Source organism: Rahnella sp. ChDrAdgB13 (genome assembly GCF_017655185.1).
GTDB lineage: Bacteria > Pseudomonadota > Gammaproteobacteria > Enterobacterales > Enterobacteriaceae > Rahnella > Rahnella contaminans.
On record NZ_JAEMGT010000109.1, the window covers coordinates 21,753 to 40,934 of the forward strand.

The following is a 19,182-nucleotide window of genomic DNA, read 5'->3' on the forward strand; positions in this document are numbered from 1 at the left end:
AGCCTGAATATTTTTCATGAACTCTTCCGGACGTTCCGGGCGACAAAAAGAGCGGTTTGAGATAACGGGAAATTGTCTATTAGCGCGGACAATCGCATACTATATCGCCCACAAAGACCGCCACACGCGGCCTGTCAGGTGTAGTGCCCTTTCCGGTCATTTTGACCCGCAAACAAGGATTTTTGGCTATGTTTTCTTTTTTACGCATGAAGCGGACGCTGCTCGCCATCGGGTTGAGCGGCGTCTTAATGAGTCATGCGGTGGCTGCTTCGTCGCCACTTCCGGCGATGGGTGAAATCGCCAGTCAGCAAATTCGTCATATCGCAACCTATTTTCCGGGACGCATGGCAGGCAGCCCTGCTGAACTTATCGCGGCAGATTATCTGAATCAGCAATTCAATAAATTAGGGTATAAAAGCGATCTGCGCGGATTCGATACCCGCTATCTGTACACCAGCAACGACGGCAAAAAGAACTGGCAGAATATTCACGCCACGTCCGTTATTGCCGCGCGCCCCGGCGACGTTCCGCAGCAGATTATTGTGATGGCGCACTTTGATACTTATGTGCCGCAAAGCGACAGCGACACCAACCATAATCTCGGCGGCCTGACCTTGCAGGGTGTGGATGATAACGCGTCAGGCGTCGGTGTGATGCTTGAGCTGGCCGAACGCATGCAGGCCATTCCCACACATTACAGTCTGCGCTTTGTGGCGCTGAGTGCCGAAGAAACCGGTGCGAAAGGTGCGGAGGATTTTGTGAACCGCATGAGCGCTGAAGAGAAGAAAAACACACTGCTGGTGATCAATCTGAATTCACTGATTACCGGCGACCGGTTGTATTTCAACAGCGGCGTGAATACCTCTGCGGCGGTGGCAAAACTAACCCGCGTCCGCGCCATCAAGATTGCGCACAGTCTGGGGATCCCGGCGGAAAGCCATGACAATACGCATTGCTGCGACGGCATCGGCGCACTGGATGAAGCGCGATTACCGCTGCTGAACGTGACGGCCACGAATTATGCATTAGGCAAGAAAGATGGCGAGCAACAACGCGCCGTCAGCAGCCACTTCCCGCTGGGCACAACCCGCTATCAGAGCCAGTTCGATAACCTGCAATATCTCGATACCGCGCTGCCGGGCCGCATTGAAAAACGCTCGCGGGATACCGTGAAAGTGTTGTTCCCGCTGCTCAGGGATCTGGCGAAACCGGCGAAACACGCCTGATTTAAAGAAGAGTCGTAGAGACGCTAATAACAGGAATCCCCTAAATAATTCGGGTTGCAGGAAGGCGGCAAGTAAACGCATCCCCTTGAGCATAGATAACCATGTGACCGGGGTAAGTGCACGCAGCCAACGCATCTGCAACTCGAAGTATGACGGGGATTTACTCGTGCAGGCCGCACTCTCGTTTAAGCCCAAAGAAACGCGTTTCTTCTTCCTTCATCCCTTCTTCCCACTTTTTCGTGGTATGGGTATCGCCGACGGAAAGATAGCCCTGATCCCACAGTGGATGGTAGCTGAGGCCATGTTCTTTCAGGTACTGGAAGACCTGACGGTTATCCCAGTCAATGATCGGCAGGATTTTAAACACACCACGCTGAACCGCCAGAACCGGGAGATGCGCACGGCTGCCGGACTGTTCGCGACGCAGACCGGCGAACCAGGTCTGCACGCCGAGCGTCTGAATCGCACGATTCATCGGCTCAACTTTATTGAGGTGGTTGTACTTCTCAATGCCTTCGACGCCCTGCTCCCACAGTTTGCCGTAACGCGCTTCCTGCCAGGCAGGCGATTGCTCCGCACGGAAGATCTGCAAGTTCAGGCTGAGCTGCTCAGTTAACGAATCAATGAACTGGTAGGTTTCCGGGAACAAATAACCGGTATCCGTGAGGATCACCGGAATGTCCGGTTTCTGCTGCGTCACCAGATGCAGGCTCACGGCCGCCTGAATACCAAAGCTGGAGGACAACGCAAATTCACCGGGCATATTCTCCAGTGCCCACTGCACACGCTCCTGTGCAGACAGTTTTTCAAGGCTGACGTTAATTTCCGCCAGCGCCAGGGCCTGTCCGGACTTCGGCATGTCGTTCAGTTCGGCCAGAGTCAGATTCAATGAACTCATGGTGCCTCCTGTCAGTCGTAACGGTTAATCGTAGAAATCACGGGCCGGATCAAGCACCGGTCTGATGATCCCCGCGCGGATCACGAAATCACCAAAACCTTCGCCGGTTTCGCGCTCTTTTGCCCAGCGCCCTACCAGTTCGTCGATGATTGTCAGGATCTCTGCGTCTGAAATATTTTCGCGGTACATCCGCGGAATGCGCGTCCCGGCGCGGTTACCGCCGAGGTGCAGGTTATAACGGTTGAGGGCTTTGCCCACCAGACCGATTTCCGCCAGCAGTGCACGGCCACAACCGTTCGGGCAGCCCGTCACGCGCAGAACGATGTGTTCATCGCCTACGCCATGACCGTGCATGATGCCTTCCACTTTGGTCACAAACTCCGGCAGGAAACGTTCAGCTTCCGCCATCGCCAGCGGACACGTCGGGTAAGACACGCAGGCCATTGAGTTTTTACGCTGCTCTGTAACACCGTCGTCGATCAGGCCGTGATTACGCGCCAGCGTTTCTATCGCGTCTTTGTCTTTTTCGGCGACACCGGCCACGATCAGGTTCTGGTTAGCAGTTAGCCTGAAATCGCCTTTGTGGATCTTAGCAATTTCTGCCAGACCGGTTTTCAGCGGCTTGCCCGGATAATCCAGAATACGGCCATTTTCGATAAACAGGGTCAGGTGCCACTGTTTGTCGATGCCTTTCACCCAGCCGATACGATCGCCGCGGCCGGTGAATTCGTAAGGGCGGATTTCAGCGAACTGAATTCCCGCGCGCTTTTCCACTTCAGCTTTGAATACCGGCACGCCAACGCGTTCCAGCGTGTATTTCGTTTTGGCGTTTTTACGGTTGGTACGGTTACCCCAGTCCCGCTGCGTGGTCACCACGGCTTCGGCTACGGCCAGCGTTTTCTCCAGCGGGATAAAGCCCAGCTCGCTGGCGGTACGGGCGTAAGTCGCTTTATCGCCGTGTGCGATAGAAAGACCGCCGCCGACCAGTACGTTAAAACCGATCAGTTTACCGTTGTCAGCAATCGCCACGAAGTTCAGATCGTTCGCATGAAGATCAACATCGTTTTGCGGCGGGATCACCACGGTGGTTTTGAATTTACGTGGCAGATAAGTCGCGCCCAGAATCGGCTCTTCGTCAGTGGTTTCGACTTTTTCCTGATCGAGCCAGACTTCGGCGTAAGCACGGGTGCGCGGCAGCAGATGTTCGGAGATTTTCTTCGCCCACTGATACGCTTCCTGATGCAGTTCAGACTCCACCGGATTCGACGTACATAGCACGTTACGGTTAACGTCGTTGGCGGTCGCCAGTGCATCCAGGCCGAGTTTATTCAGCAACTGATGCACCGGTTTTACGTTCGGTTTCAGAATGCCGTGGAACTGGAATGTCTGACGGTTAGTAATACGGATGCTGCCGTAGATCGTGCTGTCTTCGGCAAATTTGTCGATGCCAAGCCATTGCGAAGGCGTCATCACCCCGCCCGGCAGACGGCAACGCAGCATCATGGCGTGACGCGGCTCCAGCTTTTGCTCAGCACGTTCAGCACGAATATCGCGGTCGTCCTGCTGGTACATGCCGTGGAAACGGATCAACAGGAAATTGTCACCGTTGAAACCGCCGGTCAGGCCGTCTTTTAAATCATCGGCAATGGTTCCGCGCAGGAAATGACTTTCCTTTTTCAGGCGTTCGGCGTCGGCCAGAGGCGCATCGACAATCAGCGGACCGGGGCCGGGATTGAGTTCACTCCACAACTTTTTGCTCATAAGTTTTTACTCATCGCTCTAATTTTTATAAACGCCAGATTAGTAAACGTCACGCTGATAGCGGCGATCCAGACGCAACTCGCTGAGATATTCGTCGGCGGTTTCCAGATCCATCACGCCATATTCGGCAATAATCTCCAGCAGCGCCTGCTCTACGTCTTTCGCCATACGGTTGGCGTCGCCGCAAACATAGACGTGCGCGCCTTCCTGCAACCATTGCCAGACTTCAGCGCCGCTCTCGCGCAGCTTGTCCTGTACGTAAACTTTTTCCGCCTGGTCACGCGACCACGCCAGACTGATGTGGGTCAGCAGGCCGTCTTTCACGTAGCGCTGCCATTCCACCTGATAAAGGAAATCGTCGGTGAAGTGCGGATTGCCGAAGAACAGCCAGTTTTTGCCGCTGGCCCCGTCGTTATCACGCTGCTGGATGAACGCGCGGAACGGCGCAATCCCGGTGCCCGGCCCGATCATAATGACCGGCGTTTCAGGATTAGCTGGCAGACGGAAATTGTCGTTGTGCTCGATGAAGACTTTCACTTCGCCGTCTTCTTCCAGACGGTCAGCCAGATAACCTGATGCACCACCGGAACGCGGACGGCCATCAATGTCATAACGCACAACGCCGACGGTGATATGCACCTCGGATTCGGTTTCGGCCTGTGACGAGGCAATCGAATACAGGCGCGGCGTCAGCGGACGCAGTAAATCCACCAGTTGCTGAGCGTCGAGTTCAGTCGGTGCGCGGCGCACCATGTCAACAAACGGCACGGTTTGCGCGTATTGCAAAAGCGCAGGTTTGTCGGCCAGCAATCCGGTCAGATGTTCGTCGCGGCAAAGCGCGGCGTATTTCTCAATGATTGGCGTGGTGTTTTGCGTCAGCTCGATATGATGCTGGAGGGCTTCAGACAGCGGCATTGATTTGCCGTTGATGCCGACCGTCTCATCGCCTTTCAGCCACAGCAGTTCCACGACTTCCTGCACCAGCTGCGGATCGTTTTCAAACCAGATCCCCAGCGCATCGCCCGGCTGGTAACGCAGACCAGAATCACCGAGATCGATTTCCAGATGACGCACATCTTTATCCGAATCGCGGCCGGTGATTTTCTGGTTCACCGCCAGCGTCGCCGTCAGCGGTGCTTCTTTCGTATACGGGCTGCTGTCGATCTGATTTACACTGCCCGCCAGCGTCGGCGCGGCTTGCGCGGAAGTGTCTGCTGGTACGCGCTGTTTCAGCACTTCAACTATGCGCTTGCGCCATCCGGCGGCAGTCTCTTTATATTCAACGTCCGCATCTACGCGGTCTAACAGACGCTCCGCGCCCAGTTCGCCCAGACGCGTATCGAAGTCTTTACCGGCCTGGCAGAAGAACTCATAAGAGGTATCGCCAAGCGCGAACACCGCAAAAGCCGTGTCCGTGAATTTTGGGGCTTTTTTGGATTGCAGGAATTTATGCAGCGCGACGGCTTCTTCGGCCTGCTCGCCTTCGCCCTGCGTCGACGCCACAATCAGCAGCAGTTTTTCCTGCGCGATTTGCTTGAATTTGTAATCACCGGCATTCACCAGATTCACATTCAGTTTTGCGGCAATCAGGTCATCACGTAACTGTTCGGCCACGCGGCGGGCATTGCCGGTTTGCGAGGCAGAAATCAAGGTAATCGATGCTGCTGCCGGCACCGGTGCCGGCGCGGCCACAGCGCCCGGTTGCTGGTTAACCATCCCCCAGAAATAACCGGAAAGCCAGGCCATCTGAGTCGGTGAATAATCACTCGTTGCCGATTGAAGTCGTGCCAGTTGCTCGGGGGTCAGCGGGAGCAGTGAAATTGGAGGAGCCTGAGTCGTCATCGCAGTACGAATTCCCTTATGCATAAGCCAGTCATCAATCCGGCCTTCAGCGGCTTTCAGGGGATACCTACGCGCGGAAAAGACCTTCAGAAAGTGTAAGGTTAACGAGCCGGATAATAACAATTAAAGAAGTGATGGAAATAATAAATAACCAAAATGACTAAGAGGATTTAGCGGTAAGTTCTATCTGAAAAAGTGGTAAAGGGAGTTTTTTATCGTACTGAAATCGCTATGAAATTTCCCACACACTTCGCGGGCATTTTCAAAGTGACGGAAAGTAAAAGAAAAACCCCGCCGGAGCGGGGTGATGAAATTTTTTCAGGACACGGCTTTTACGCTCAAGTCTCAGAGATGGAAGGCGTTATGCTGCTCGAACCACGCAAACTGGCCGGCGGCAAAGACCGACATTTTACTGCCGCTATGGCCGATGTCAGAGAGGTCCATAAAGTGCCAGTTGAACGGCGTATTGTTCTGTTCGGCACGCTGCTGGGATGTGGTGAAATAGCTTTCTGCACGTTCCAGCCGGTTGGTCCCCTGCGCCATCGCCTGTTTGGATTTACGCAGCAGATGATTTTCCGGATCGTCATCTTCAGCGCCCACGGCAATCAGCACCGGTTTCGCAAAATAATCATTGAGCTGTTGCTGGTTTACCGCCACTGGCGCTTCACGCAAACCATACGGCCAGCGCTGATCGGTATCCGGCAATGTCCACCAGCCGGCCGCAGCGCAGACGGCAGCTTTGACATTCGGCTCAGGCAATAACGTCAGCATGCGGTGAACGAACTGGCAGCCCGCGCTGTTCCCGAACAAATAGTATTGCTTCTGGCCAGTCACGCCCTGCTTTTGCAACGTCGTAAACAGATTATCGACCATGCTGAACGCCCACTGAGATTTAGGCAGACGGCGGTGCGTTTTGCTGTCCACCAGATTTCCAAGGTTGTACCCCGCCGCGCCCGGGAATTCCTGTTCGCTGAAATGCGGCACGATAACGCGCAAATGATACTGATCTGCAACGGTTATCCAGTCATTACGGTAGGTTGCCGCGTTGCGGTCAACGCCGGTCATGACCATCACTACCGGCGTATTTTCATCAGCCTCTGCGGGCTGGTAGGTGAAGACTTCCAGCGTCTTTTTACTCTGAGCCAGAGGAACATGCATGACACCGGCACCCGGCGGGAATATCAGCGGAGCTTTCGGTATAGCCGTTTTGGCGACCGGTGGCACTTTTGCCGCAGGCTGAACGGTTTTAGCCGCGGCGGGCGCGGCTTCCTGTGGGGGAGCCGTGGTTTCTGCCTGCACGCTGGCAGAGAACAACAGCGCCAGAACAGCGCAACGAAGCACAGTAATCATTCACTATCTCAACAGGTTAGTTTCTACCGGCTAACTGTAAGCCAGCAATGCGGGCGGAGTAAAGAGAGTAAAAGTCAGGATTTGGTGAAGAAAAGCGCAGTTAAGTCATGGCACGTAAGCCGGTATTCCGGTACTATGCCGCGTTTTTTCGAGCAACGAGACAGCCTCATGACCACCACATTATTTAAAGATTTTCAGTTCGAAGCCGCACACCATTTACCGCACGTCCCTGCCGGACACAAATGCGGCCGGTTGCATGGCCACTCTTTTACCGTTCGTATAGAAATCACCGGTGAAGTGGATCCGCACACAGGCTGGGTAATGGATTTCGCCGATCTGAAAGCTGCATTCAACCCGACGCTGGACCGCCTCGATCATTATAATCTGAATGATATTCCGGGCCTGGAAAACCCAACCAGCGAAGTGCTGGCGGAATGGATCTGGAATGAGATGAAGCCGAAGCTGCCTTTGCTTTCCGCCGTGCGCGTGAAAGAAACTTGCACAGCGGGTTGCGTCTATAAAGGCTGATCCACCCAATATGGCTATTTAGGCGATATTTAAGTATTTATGGGTCTGCATCGACAGCCGCCAGTTCTTTGCAATGCAGGTCGCAATGCACAGTCTGGTGGCTTCTTCTTTTTGGCTGATAGGCTGCAACGCGATAATGCGTGATTTGCTGTCGGTCAGCGTTTCCAGCAATGCTTCCAGTGCGTCGATATCACGCTGACGCGCCACCGGATGTTTCACTTCATCAGCACGTTTCAGCGCCTGCGGCAGAATGTCGTACCCGCCACGCATATTCACTTTAGGTGAAACGGTGACCCAAGTATTCACTGAACAACGCACTTCATGCGTGCCGCTGGTTTCAATCTGACAACTGAAGCCGTTTTTCTCGAGCAAAGAGGTCAGCTCGGTCAGGTCATAAATGCACGGCTCGCCGCCGGTGATCACCACGTGACGGGCGGTGTAACCCTGTTGTGCGATGACGTCCAGCAACTGTTCTGACGTCGCGTTACCCCAGGCATCACTCTCTTCGGTTTTGACCAGAATGCGCTGCATATCGACTTCCCGATCGGCAATTTTATCCCAGGTGTGTTTGGTGTCGCACCAGCTGCAACCCACCGGGCAGCCTTGCAGGCGCACAAAAATCGCCGGCACGCCGGTAAAATAACCTTCCCCTTGCAGGGTTTCGAACATCTCATTAATCGGGTACTGCATCGTTTTCTCAGTCATCTCTAAAAAATCAGCGCGCATTATCACAGATAAGACGGGTGAGGCCAAACTTGTGCTGTAAATGAGTATGGCAGATTTGCCCGACACCATTTTTCAGGCATAAAAAAACCCGCCGGAGCGGGTTTTTAAGAAAGCGTTACAGGGCAGTAATTACTGACCTTTAACTTCTTTCAGACCGTTGAACGGAGCAGGAGTACCCTGTGCCGCCAGCGCTTCTTCGATACGGATCAGCTGGTTGTATTTAGCAACACGGTCAGAACGGCTCATAGAACCGGTTTTGATCTGGCCAGCAGCAGTACCGACCGCCAGGTCAGCGATGGTTGCATCTTCAGTTTCGCCTGAACGGTGAGAGATAACGGCAGTGTAGCCAGCATCTTTAGCCATTTTGATCGCAGCCAGAGTTTCGGTCAGTGAACCGATCTGGTTGAATTTGATCAGGATGGAGTTAACGATACCTTTGTCGATACCTTCTTTCAGGATCTTGGTGTTGGTTACGAACAGATCGTCACCCACCAGCTGGATTTTGTCGCCCAGAACTTTAGTCTGGTAAGCAAAGCCAGCCCAGTCAGATTCGTCCAGACCGTCTTCGATAGAAACGATTGGGTACTGTTTAGTCAGGTCTTCCAGGAAGTGAGTGAACTCTTCAGAAGTGAATGCTTTGTTGCCTTCGCCAGCCAGAACGTATTTACCATCTTTGTAGAACTCAGATGCCGCACAGTCCATCGCCAGGGTGATGTCTTTGCCCAGTTCGTAGCCTGCTGCTTTAACCGCTTCAGCGATCACAGCCAGAGCTTCTGCGTTAGAACCCAGGTTTGGCGCGTAGCCACCTTCGTCACCAACAGCAGTACCCATGCCTTTAGATTTCAGAACTTTAGCCAGGGTGTGGAAAACTTCAGAACCCATACGGATGGCTTCTTTCAGCGTTTTCGCGCCAACAGGCTGAATCATGAACTCTTGAATATCAACGTTGTTATCAGCGTGTTCGCCGCCGTTGATGATGTTCATCATAGGCAGTGGCATAGAGTATTTGCCTGGGGTACCGTTCAGTTCTGCGATGTGAGCGTACAGTGGCAGACCTTTAGAAGCAGCCGCCGCTTTAGCAGCAGCCAGGGAAACAGCCAGAATCGCGTTAGCACCGAAGTTAGATTTGTTTTCGGTACCGTCCAGGTCGATCATGATTTTATCGATGTTAGCCTGGTCTTTTGCATCTTTGCCCAATACAGCCTGAGCAATTGGACCGTTAACAGCAGCAACGGCTTTCAGAACGCCTTTGCCCAGGAAACGGGATTTGTCACCGTCACGCAGTTCCAGCGCTTCGCGGGAACCGGTAGAAGCACCTGATGGCGCAGCAGCCAGACCAACAAAACCACCTTCCAGATGAACTTCAGCTTCTACAGTCGGGTTACCACGTGAATCGATGATTTCGCGACCGATGACTTTAACGATTTTGGACATTAGGATTTCCTCAGTACAAGTTAACTAAAGCTTCAGACAAACGACGCATCTGCGACACGTCGTTTCCCCTGTATTTTATTTTACCTGACGCTTCTGATACTCACCGGCAGCCTTCACGAAGCCTGCAAACAACGGATGACCATCACGCGGCGTAGACGTAAATTCTGGATGGAACTGGCAAGCAACAAACCACGGATGGTTTGGCAGCTCGATAATTTCCACCAGTTGCTTATCGCCAGAGCGACCGGCTACGCGTAAACCTGCGGCTTCGATTTGTTTCAGCAGCATATTGTTCACTTCGTAACGGTGACGATGGCGTTCAACTATTGTCGGCTCGCCGTACATCTCGCGAACCAGGCTACCCTCGTTCAGGTGACATTGCTGACCACCTACACGCATGGTTCCGCCTAAATCACTGTCTTCGGAACGTACTTCGACGTTACCTTCTTCATCGCGCCATTCAGTGATGAGGGCGACTACCGGGAACTTACAGTCTGGCACAAATTCCGTTGAGTTGGCGTTATCCATACCCGCAACGTTACGGGCAAACTCAATCAACGCAACCTGCATACCCAGACAAATACCCAGATAAGGAATGTTGTTTTCACGCGCATAACGGGCTGTCGCGACTTTCCCTTCCACACCACGATAACCGAAGCCACCCGGGATTAGGATTGCGTCCAGGCCTTTCAGCACTTCGACGCCACGGGTTTCGACATCCTGTGAATCGATAAGTTTAATGTTCACGGTCAGGCGATTTTTCAGGCCACCGTGTTTGAGCGCTTCAATCACAGACTTATACGCGTCTGGCAGCTCAATGTACTTACCGACCATACCGATGGTGACTTCACCGCCCGGATTAGCTTCTTCGTAAACAACCTGTTCCCACTCGGACAGATTGGCTTCCGGCGCGTTGATGCTGAAACGTTTACAAATATAGTCGTCCAGACCCTGAGATTTCAATAGGGCCGGGATTTTATAAATGGAATCAACATCTTTAAGGGAGATAACCGCTTTTTCCGGCACGTTGCAGAACAGCGCAATTTTTGCACGTTCATTGGCAGGAACAGCGCGGTCAGAACGGCAGATCAGCACGTCTGGCTGGATACCGATAGACAGCAGTTCTTTCACAGAATGCTGAGTCGGTTTTGTTTTCACTTCACCGGCAGCGGCCATGTACGGCACCAGGGTCAGGTGCATGTACAGCGTATGTTCACGGCCCACTTCAACCGCCATCTGACGAATCGCTTCCAGGAACGGCAGGGATTCGATATCACCGACAGTACCGCCAATTTCAACCAGCACGACATCGTGGCCTTCGCCGCCTTCAATGATGCGTTCTTTGATGTTGTTGGTGATGTGCGGGATAACCTGAATGGTCGCGCCGAGATAATCGCCGCGGCGCTCTTTGCGCAGCACGTCAGAATAGATACGGCCTGTGGTGAAGTTGTTGCGGCGAGTCATCTTGGTGCGGATGAAACGCTCGTAGTGACCCAGATCGAGATCGGTTTCAGCGCCATCTTCGGTAACGAAGACTTCGCCGTGTTGAGTCGGGCTCATCGTACCCGGATCCACGTTGATATACGGATCCAGTTTCATGATGGTCACGTTGAGGCCACGGGCTTCGAGAATAGCCGCCAGAGAGGCTGCGGCAATGCCTTTACCCAGAGAGGATACGACCCCGCCGGTCACAAAAATATAATTAGTTGTCATGCTGAACCTGAGAGGTTAGGTTTAAAGATGATGGAGTAACCAAGACGGGAAAACAGTATACCGGAACCTTGTGTGCGCCACAAATAATCGTTTTGCTGTCCATCATCGTTTCCTTGCCGTCAGTTCAGAAGGGTTTTGCCTTTCAGCCCTTCCCTCTCAGTCTTTCAAAAACAAACAGTTAGCTGATAAAACATGCATTACTGTTCGCATAACTCACTAAAACATCTTAGATTTCAATTTGTTGGACTTTAATGCTCGCAGATCAGCGTTTTAGCCCCTGAATGACACTGAGCTTAACCGTTTCAGCATTGTCAGATCTTGTCGCCGATCAAAGTCGTATTCGCCGATCTCAGTCTTCCTGCTTTTTCACCTGCTGCCAGGCAGCTTCCATCTGTTCTAGCGTGGCGTCTTCCATATTTAACCCTTTGCTGCGAATAATCTCCTCAACCTGCCGGAAACGACGCTCAAACTTGCGGTTAGCGGCCTGCAATGCATCTTCCGCTTTATGGCCGAGATGACGTGAAAGATTAACGGTCGCGAACAGCAGATCGCCGATCTCCTCACCCAGTTTTTCCTCGTCGATCACGGCCTGACGCGCTTCAAACATCACCTCGTCGATTTCTTCGTACACTTTGTCAAGCACCGGCCCGAGCGTCGTCCAGTCGAAGCCGACATTGGAACAGCGCTTCTGAATTTTGTGTGCTTTCATCAGCGCTGGCAGAGCAGACGGAATATCATCGAGCGCGGAATGCAGGGATTTTTCCGCCCGCTCCCGCGCCTTACGCGCTTCCCATTTTACCAGCACGTCTTTGCTGCTGGCCTCTTTCGACCAGGCCGCTTCAGTGCCAAAGATCTGCGGATGGCGGCGCTCTAATTTGTCTGAAATGGCGTTGCAGATATCGTCAAACTCAAACAATCCCTGCTCGCTACCCATTTGCGCGTAGAACACCACCTGGAACAGCAGATCACCCAGTTCGTCGCGCACATCGGCGTAATCTTTGCGGGCAATCGCGTCCAGCACTTCGTAGGTTTCTTCCAGCGTATATGGCGCGATAGTCTCGAATGTCTGCTCTTTATCCCAGGGGCAACCGGCTTGGGGGTCACGCAGAGTTTTCATGATGGTGAGCAAACGTTGCAAAGGAGTTTCAGTCATGGCGCCCGTCCGTTTTAAAATTTTTTCTGGCGGAATAGAAATAGAAAAGGCCCGACTGGCGGGCCTTGAGATAAAGATAATCAACTGCCGTGCAGTCGCTTCGCTTCAATAACGTCAGGAAGCTGATTCAGTTTGGCAATCACGCGCCCCAGAACCTGAGGGTTGTAGATTTCGATATCCATATCGATGGTTGCCAGTTGCTGCTTGGTATCACTGCGGCTGGCTACGCCCAGCACGTTCACTTTTTCGTTGGCCAGAATAGTCGTGATATCACGCAGCAGCCCGCTGCGGTCGTTCGCGACCACACGCACCACCAGTGAATAGCCGCTGGAATAGCTTTCGCCCCACACGGCGTCTACCACGCGTTCCGGCGCATTCGAGCGCAAATCTTCCAGTTGATCACAATCGGCGCGGTGGATGGAAATCCCGCGCCCCTGCGTGATGTAGCCGACGATTTCATCGCCCGGAATTGGCTGGCAACAACGGGCAATGTGGTGCATCAGATTGCCCACGCCTTCGACCACGACGCGGCCATTATCTTTGGTACGCGCCGGTGGTGGCGTGGTTTTCTGCGTCAGCTGGCGCAGCGCTTCTTTATCCAGCTCTTCCGCACTCGGCTTTTTCAGCTGCGATTGCAGGAAGTTAACCATCTGGTTGATGCGGATATCGCCGTTACCGATCGCGGCCAGAACCTCGTCGAGCGAGTTCACGTTGTAGCGCGGCAGCAGCAGTTTCTCGGCATCTTTGATGCTGATATCCAGCCGGTCCAGTTCATCGTCGAGGATTTGTTTACCAGCAATAATGTTCTTATCGCGATCCTGCTTACGGAACCAGTTCTGGATTTTAGAACGCCCGCGGCTGGTAGTGACATAACCGAGGCTCGGATTCAGCCAGTCGCGGCTTGGGTTCGCATGCTTCTGGGTGATGATTTCAATCTGATCCCCCATCTGCAACTGATAGGTAAACGGCACGATACGCCCGCCGATTTTTGCCCCGATACACCGGTGACCGACATCACTGTGGATGTGATAAGCGAAGTCGAGCGGCGTGGAGCCCATCGGCAGATCGATAACATCGCCTTTTGGCGTAAACACGTAAACGCGGTCGTCGAAGACCTGACTGCGCACTTCGTCGAGCATTTCGCCCGAATCGGCCATCTCTTCCTGCCACGCGATGAGTTTACGCAGCCAGGCAATTCGGCCTTCGTAGCCACCGCTGCGGCCACCGACCACGGCGGTACCTTCTTTGTATTTCCAGTGCGCGGCGACGCCCAGCTCGGCGTCTTCGTGCATCTGGCGGGTACGGATCTGCACTTCCAGCGTTTTACCGCGCGGCCCCAAAACAACGGTATGTATCGACTGATAACCGTTTGGTTTCGGGTTAGCGACGTAATCGTCAAACTCATCCGGCAGATGGCGGAAATGGGTGTGCACAATCCCTAACGCGGCATAGCAATCCTGCAAACGTTCCACCACGATACGCACGGCGCGCACGTCGAAGAGTTCATCGAAGGACAGGGATTTTTTCTGCATCTTGCGCCAGATGCTGTAGATATGTTTCGGGCGGCCATAAACATCAACTTTGATGCCCTCTTCCGCCATCGCATTTTTAACGGTCGAGACAAAATCGTCGATGTACTGCTCGCGGTCAATACGACGCTCGTGCAGCAGTTTGGCAATGCGTTTGTATTCGTCGGGATGCAGATAGCGGAAGCAGAAATCTTCCAGCTCCCATTTGAGCTGGCCGATACCCAGGCGGTTCGCCAGCGGCGCATAGATATTGGTACATTCTTTTGCAGCCAGAACGCGCTCTTCTTCCGGCGCGTCTTTGACTTCACGCAGATGCGCAATACGTTCTGCGAGCTTGAGCACCACGCAGCGGAAATCTTCCACCATCGCCAGCAACATGCGGCGGACGTTATCCACCTGCTCGGAGCCCATCGAATCGTTTTGTGTGGCTTTCAGCTGGCGGATTGCGTCCATATCACGGACACCGTGAACCAAATCCGTGATGCCTTTGCCGAATTGCTGCGTGAGGGTTTCTTCGTCGATGATGCCGTCATCGACCAGCGGGAACAGCAGCGCGGCGCGCATACTGTCGTTATCCATGCTGAGGGTCGAGAGGATTTCAACCATTTCCAGACCGCGCCACAGCAGAAGTGACGCGTCAGGATGGCCCTGCGTTTGCTGTTCGCAGTAGCGCCAGGTTTCGGCTAAACGCTCACATGATTGCTGGCTGGACAGCCCTAAACTGTTGATCCAATCGTCGAGCGCAAACTCGCCAGCCGTATTCAGATGTGCACTTCTTACCGCAACCATACCCTCTCCCTACGTTTCTGATACAACGCCTGTATCAGACGGGTTGATAAACAGAGCCATCGATTCAAGGTGCCCGGTGTGCGGGAACATATCCAGCATACGAACCTGAGCTAAGCGATAACCCGCCTCCAACAAAATTTTACTGTCCCGGGCCAAAGTCGTGGGATTGCAGGACACGTACACCACGCGCCTCGGGGCAAGCTTAATAATCTGCGTCATTACGCCAGCAGCGCCGCCCCGGGCCGGATCCAGCAGGACTTTCGTGAAGCCTTGCGCCGCCCAGGGTTGCTTACTGACATCGTCTTCCAGATTTTCGTGAAAGAACGACACATTATCTAATCCATTATTCCGGGCATTATCTTGCCCATTCGCCACCAGTGTAGCAACACCTTCGACGCCGACAACCTGCTTAGCTCTTTTTGCCAGCGGCAGGGTGAAATTTCCCATCCCGCAGAACAAATCCAGCACGCGATCTTCAGGTGTCAGTTCCAGCCACTGCAAGGCCTGTGCCACCATTTGCTGGTTAACCGCATCATTGACCTGAATAAAATCACGCGGACCAAATTTCAGATTCAAACCCTCAATCTGGTAATAAGGCGTCTCGCCGCATAAACGCTCCAGCGTATCACTGTCGGGCGCCAGGAAAATCGTCAGCTGATGTAGCGCGGCAAATGCTGTCAGACGCGCACGATCGGTTTCACTGAGCGGATCAAGATGACGCAGCACCAGCAGCGGACCATTATCCGCCAGCACCAGTTCCAGATGCCCGAGGCGTTTCGCCGCCGTCAGCGAGGAGAGGCATTTCTGCACCGGCACCAACAGTTGCTCCAGTTCAGGGCGCAGCACCGGGCATTTTGTGATGGCAACCAGATCGTTCGACCCTTCCTGACGAAATCCCATCACCAGCGGACCGTTCACGGTTCCGGCTTTACGTCCCGGTTTAACGCCGGCGATTTGTAATCCCAGACGCGCGCGACGGCGGTAGCCGTATTGCGGACCGGCAATCACCGGCTGTTCCTGCGCCTGCACGCCAGTTTCGCGGGAGATCAGGCGCAACAATGACGCCGCTTTACTGCGCTGTTGCAGCGCCTCGCTGGCGTGCTGCTGCTGACAGCCTCCGCACGTCGAATAATGCGGGCACTGCGGTTTTACGCGCTCGGCACTGGTATTCAGCAAACGTTTCAGACGCCCTTTGGCGTACTTGCTTTTATCTTCTGTTAAAGTGACTTCCGCCTGTTCGTCAGGCAGTAAACCACTGACAAATACCGCTTTGCCGTTGTGACGCGCAACACCCTGCCCGAAAGCATCAAGGTCGGTGGCGGTCACAGTTATCGTTTGCCGGGTCGTCACGCGGCGGTTCGGAGAGTAGAATTGAGCCATTATTGTCGATTGCACGCTGGTTTATTAAGCTTACTTTAGGTAATTCTCCCACATTGGAACCTCATGACCAAATATAGCCTTCGCGCACGGATGATGATCCTGATTCTGGCACCGACGTTAATGATCGGTTTGCTGCTCAGCACTTTCTTTGTGGTGCACCGCTACAACGAGTTGCAGAACCAGCTGACAGACGCCGGAGCTAGCATTATCGAACCTCTGGCGGTCGCGAGCGAATACGGCATGACGTTCCGCGAACGCGAACCGGTGAAGCGCCTGATCAGCCGCCTGCACCGCAATCACTCAGATATTGTCCGCAGCATCAGCGTTTTCGACGGCGACAACAAACTGTTCGCTACCTCCAACTCGCTGCGCGAAGGCAGCCCGTTACAGGTGAAAAGTGTCGACGATATTCCGCGCAGCCTGACCAAAGTTCGCGCCGGCGATATGTTAATCCTGCGCACGCCGATTCAGGCCGAAAACCACACGGAAACGGATGATGAAGCGTTCATGTTGTCTCAGGAACACATGCTAGGCTATATCGCCATTGAGCTGGATTTACGTTCCGTGCGCCTTGCGCAATATCAGGAAGCGTTCGTTTCCACCATGCTGCTGTTGCTGTGTCTGGGGATCGCCACCCTGTTTGCTTACCGCCTGATGCGCGACGTCACCGGCCCCATACGCAATATGGTCAATACGGTTGACCGTATCCGCCGCGGCCAGCTCGACAGCCGCGTGGAAGGCAATATGCCGGGCGAGCTGAGCATGCTGAAAAACGGCATCAACTCGATGGCGATGTCGCTGACGGCGTATCACGAAGAAGTGCAGCAGAACATCGATCAGGCCACGTCAGATTTGCGTGAAACGCTTGAGCAGATGGAAATCCAGAACGTCGAGCTGGATCTCGCGAAAAAACGTGCGCAGGAAGCCGCGCGTATTAAATCTGAATTCCTGGCCAATATGTCCCACGAGCTGCGTACGCCGTTGAACGGCGTGATTGGCTTCACCCGTCAGACGCTGAAAACACCGCTCTCGCCAACGCAGGCGGATTACCTGCAAACCATCGAGCGTTCCGCGAATCACCTGCTGACCATCATTAATGACGTCCTGGACTTCTCGAAGCTGGAAGCCGGCAAGCTGGTGCTCGAACATATTCCCTTCGCCCTGCGTGAAATGCTCGATGAAGTGGTGATCCTGCTCGCCCACACCGCGCATGATAAGGGGCTGGAGCTGACGCTGAACGTCCACAACAACGTGCCGGAAAACGTTCTCGGCGACCCGATGCGCATGCAGCAAGTGGTTACTAACCTGCTGGGAAATGCGATTAAATTCACCGAAAGCGGCAACATTGATATCAATGTTGAATTGCGCTCGCAGAATAATTTGCAAGTGGAACTGGAAGTGCAGATCCACGATACCGGCATCGGGATTTCCGAGCGCCAGCAGTCGCAGCTTTTCCAGGCCTTCCGTCAGGCAGATGCCAGCATTTCACGCCGTCACGGCGGCACCGGTCTGGGGCTGGTCATCACTCAGCGTCTGGTCAAAGAAATGGGCGGCGACATCAGCTTCTACAGCCAGATCAACCGCGGTTCGACGTTCTGGTTCCACGTCACGCTGGAACTCAATGAAAACCGCCACGTGACGCCGGTTTCTATGAGCGGCCTTGAAGGCAAACGTCTGGCCTACGTCGAAGCCAACCCGGCGGCGGCGAAAGCCACGATGGAAATCCTGCAAGCCACACCGCTTGATATCACCCACCGCACCACGCTGGCGTCGCTGCCGGATGCGTATTACGACATGATGCTGTGCAGCATTCCGGTCAAACCGGATCAGACGCTCTCCGATTACGACGGCAAACTGAAAAAAGTGCTGAGTATGACGCGCCACCTTCTGCTGGCGTTGCCGAGCCAGTTTCAGGTCGATGCCGAAGAACTGAAACGACGCGGCGTGCAGGCTTGCCTGATCAAACCGATGTCCAGCATCCGCCTGCTGCCTTTGTTGCTTAAAGAACAGCAGACCTCGGTCCGGGTGATTAACAACGAAGAAGGCCGGACTTCGCGCCTGCCGCTGACCGCGATGGCGGTGGACGATAACCCGGCGAACCTCAAACTGATTGGCGCGTTGCTCGAAGAACTGGTGGAAACCACCGTGCTGTGCCACAGCGGTGAGGAAGCGATTGAAGTCGCGCGTCACACCGATCTGGATATTATTTTGATGGATATTCAGATGCCGGATATCGACGGTATCCGCGCCAGCGAAATCATTCACCAGATGGCGCGCCACGCGAATACGCCGGTCGTCGCGGTCACCGCGCACTCGCTGAGCGGCGAGCGCGAACAACTGCTGAAACTCGGCATGGATGATTATCTGGCGAAACCCATCGACGAAAGCATGCTGAAAAATGTGCTGTCGCGTCATCATTCTCATCAGACGCAGCTGAATTCGCCGTTACAAACCGAAGAAAAACTCGCGCCAATCAGTACGCTCGACTGGCAGCTGGCGCTGAGCCAGTCCGCCAATAAAGTCGCGCTGGCGCAGGATTTACTGCAAATGCTGGTGGAGTTCCTGCCGCAGGTGGCCGAACGGGTGGAAGCCATCACGCGTAACGAGCCGGATAACGATATTCTGGCGCTTATCCATAAACTGCACGGCAGTTGCAGCTACAGCGGCGTGCCGCGCCTGAAACAGCTTTGTTTCTACATCGAACAACAACTGCGTCAGGGCGTAAGCGTCGATGCGCTGGAGCCGGAATGGTTCGAGCTGCTCGACGAAATCGAAAATGTGAAACAGGCTGCGGTGGCATATTTGCCGAGGTAAAACCGCAAAATAAAACGCCCGATCATGCCGGGCGTTTTG

13 protein-coding genes are annotated in these 19,182 nt (G+C 53.9%); 3 read left to right on the top strand and 10 right to left on the bottom strand.

The window, feature by feature from the left end; genetic code table 11:
- Nucleotides 1-188 precede the first annotated feature (188 nt).
- Complete coding sequence (locus J8X26_RS22985) at nucleotides 189-1,226, top strand: aminopeptidase (protein ID WP_165061525.1); 1,038 nt, start codon at nucleotides 189-191, stop codon at nucleotides 1,224-1,226.
- A gap of 160 nt (nucleotides 1,227-1,386) precedes the next feature.
- Here the strand turns inward: J8X26_RS22985 and J8X26_RS22990 are convergent, their stop codons facing one another.
- From J8X26_RS22990 to J8X26_RS23005, 4 genes are all read right to left on the bottom strand, one after another.
- Nucleotides 1,387-2,124 (bottom strand): phosphoadenylyl-sulfate reductase, encoded by a 738-nt coding sequence (locus tag J8X26_RS22990; RefSeq protein ID WP_208952042.1) that lies wholly within the window; start codon nucleotides 2,122-2,124, stop codon nucleotides 1,387-1,389.
- Nucleotides 2,125-2,148: 24 nt separating this feature from the next.
- Nucleotides 2,149-3,885: an assimilatory sulfite reductase (NADPH) hemoprotein subunit gene (gene cysI / locus J8X26_RS22995; protein ID WP_165061522.1), complete on the bottom strand. Its 1,737-nt coding sequence runs from the start codon at nucleotides 3,883-3,885 to the stop codon at nucleotides 2,149-2,151.
- Between the two features lie 39 nt (nucleotides 3,886-3,924).
- Nucleotides 3,925-5,727: an NADPH-dependent assimilatory sulfite reductase flavoprotein subunit gene (gene cysJ, locus J8X26_RS23000; protein WP_152324074.1), complete on the bottom strand. Its 1,803-nt coding sequence runs from the start codon at nucleotides 5,725-5,727 to the stop codon at nucleotides 3,925-3,927.
- A gap of 345 nt (nucleotides 5,728-6,072) precedes the next feature.
- Nucleotides 6,073-7,077, bottom strand: a complete 1,005-nt coding sequence (locus J8X26_RS23005; RefSeq protein ID WP_208952043.1) for a hypothetical protein — start codon at nucleotides 7,075-7,077, stop codon at nucleotides 6,073-6,075.
- A gap of 168 nt (nucleotides 7,078-7,245) precedes the next feature.
- Here J8X26_RS23005 and queD point away from each other — a divergent pair, with 168 nt between their 5' ends.
- Nucleotides 7,246-7,605 (top strand): 6-carboxytetrahydropterin synthase QueD, encoded by a 360-nt coding sequence (gene queD / locus J8X26_RS23010; RefSeq protein ID WP_120134241.1) that lies wholly within the window; start codon nucleotides 7,246-7,248, stop codon nucleotides 7,603-7,605.
- An 18-nt stretch (nucleotides 7,606-7,623) separates the two neighbouring features.
- On the opposite strand, the gene queE is transcribed toward queD, so the two are convergent.
- From queE to rlmD, 6 genes are all read right to left on the bottom strand, one after another.
- Nucleotides 7,624-8,295: a 7-carboxy-7-deazaguanine synthase QueE gene (gene queE / locus J8X26_RS23015; RefSeq protein ID WP_152324075.1), complete on the bottom strand. Its 672-nt coding sequence runs from the start codon at nucleotides 8,293-8,295 to the stop codon at nucleotides 7,624-7,626.
- 165 nt (nucleotides 8,296-8,460) lie between these two features.
- Entirely contained in the window at nucleotides 8,461-9,765 is a 1,305-nt protein-coding gene (eno, locus tag J8X26_RS23020) for a phosphopyruvate hydratase (RefSeq protein WP_101078452.1), read from the bottom strand.
- Between the two features lie 75 nt (nucleotides 9,766-9,840).
- Complete coding sequence (pyrG, locus tag J8X26_RS23025) at nucleotides 9,841-11,478, bottom strand: glutamine hydrolyzing CTP synthase (RefSeq protein WP_152324024.1); 1,638 nt, start codon at nucleotides 11,476-11,478, stop codon at nucleotides 9,841-9,843.
- Between the two features lie 349 nt (nucleotides 11,479-11,827).
- On the bottom strand, nucleotides 11,828-12,631 hold the full coding sequence (gene mazG, locus J8X26_RS23030; protein ID WP_208952044.1) for a nucleoside triphosphate pyrophosphohydrolase: 804 nt from the start codon (nucleotides 12,629-12,631) through the stop codon (nucleotides 11,828-11,830).
- An 80-nt stretch (nucleotides 12,632-12,711) separates the two neighbouring features.
- A complete protein-coding gene (gene relA / locus J8X26_RS23035; RefSeq protein ID WP_208952045.1) occupies nucleotides 12,712-14,949 on the bottom strand; it encodes a GTP diphosphokinase in 2,238 nt (745 codons plus the stop codon).
- Between the two features lie 9 nt (nucleotides 14,950-14,958).
- Complete coding sequence (rlmD, locus tag J8X26_RS23040) at nucleotides 14,959-16,329, bottom strand: 23S rRNA (uracil(1939)-C(5))-methyltransferase RlmD (RefSeq protein ID WP_165061509.1); 1,371 nt, start codon at nucleotides 16,327-16,329, stop codon at nucleotides 14,959-14,961.
- 63 nt (nucleotides 16,330-16,392) lie between these two features.
- Here rlmD and barA point away from each other — a divergent pair, with 63 nt between their 5' ends.
- Nucleotides 16,393-19,143 carry a two-component sensor histidine kinase BarA gene (gene barA / locus J8X26_RS23045; protein ID WP_208952046.1) on the top strand — a complete coding sequence of 917 codons (2,751 nt, stop codon included), beginning with the start codon at nucleotides 16,393-16,395 and terminating at the stop codon, nucleotides 19,141-19,143.
- Nucleotides 19,144-19,182: the final 39 nt, after the last annotated feature.